The organism is Novipirellula herctigrandis, from assembly GCA_007859835.1.
GTDB lineage: Bacteria > Planctomycetota > Planctomycetia > Pirellulales > Pirellulaceae > Novipirellula_A > Novipirellula_A herctigrandis.
The window spans coordinates 41936-42355 of the sequence record SJPJ01000003.1 but is presented as its reverse complement, the minus strand read 5'-3'; the positions used below and the strand labels follow the sequence as shown (position 1 = coordinate 42355).

Annotated in this window: 1 protein-coding gene; it reads right to left on the bottom strand. The window is 54.0% G+C overall.

The features are described 5' to 3' along the window. Window positions 1-189: 189 nt before the first annotated feature. The coding region (locus CA13_RS36060; RefSeq protein ID WP_419195332.1) for a hypothetical protein at window positions 190-420 on the bottom strand (231 nt) is incomplete at its 5' end.

The following is a 420-nucleotide window of genomic DNA, read 5'->3' as shown; positions in this document are numbered from 1 at the left end:
TCAATCGACCGAGCACCGTCAGTTTAGCCTTCGGCCCCTTCGGTGACAGTTGTCCGTTCCCTAGAAGTATCAGTTTAACGCGGTCCCAATTTGAAAGCAACAAACGATGTTGTGGACCAAACGGACGAAAACATCAACAGCGCACCTATAGCAGAACAACAATCGCCCGGAGTGTGATAACGTCACCGTTCACCGGGCCGCGGCAAACGACATTGATTTCAGAATCCGCGCGGCCGCGGCTTCCGTGTGCAACGGATGGTTATCCGTGGTGAATTTAGGTGGAAGGTGGAATGCCAGTTTACGTTCCAAAGCAAGACCGAGCAAGCCGATGGTAACCGGAGATTGCTCGCGCAAGCCATCAGGACGTTCCGTCGTCGAGCAACGAATGTCGCCCGAGCAAGCCGATGGTAACAGGAGCTT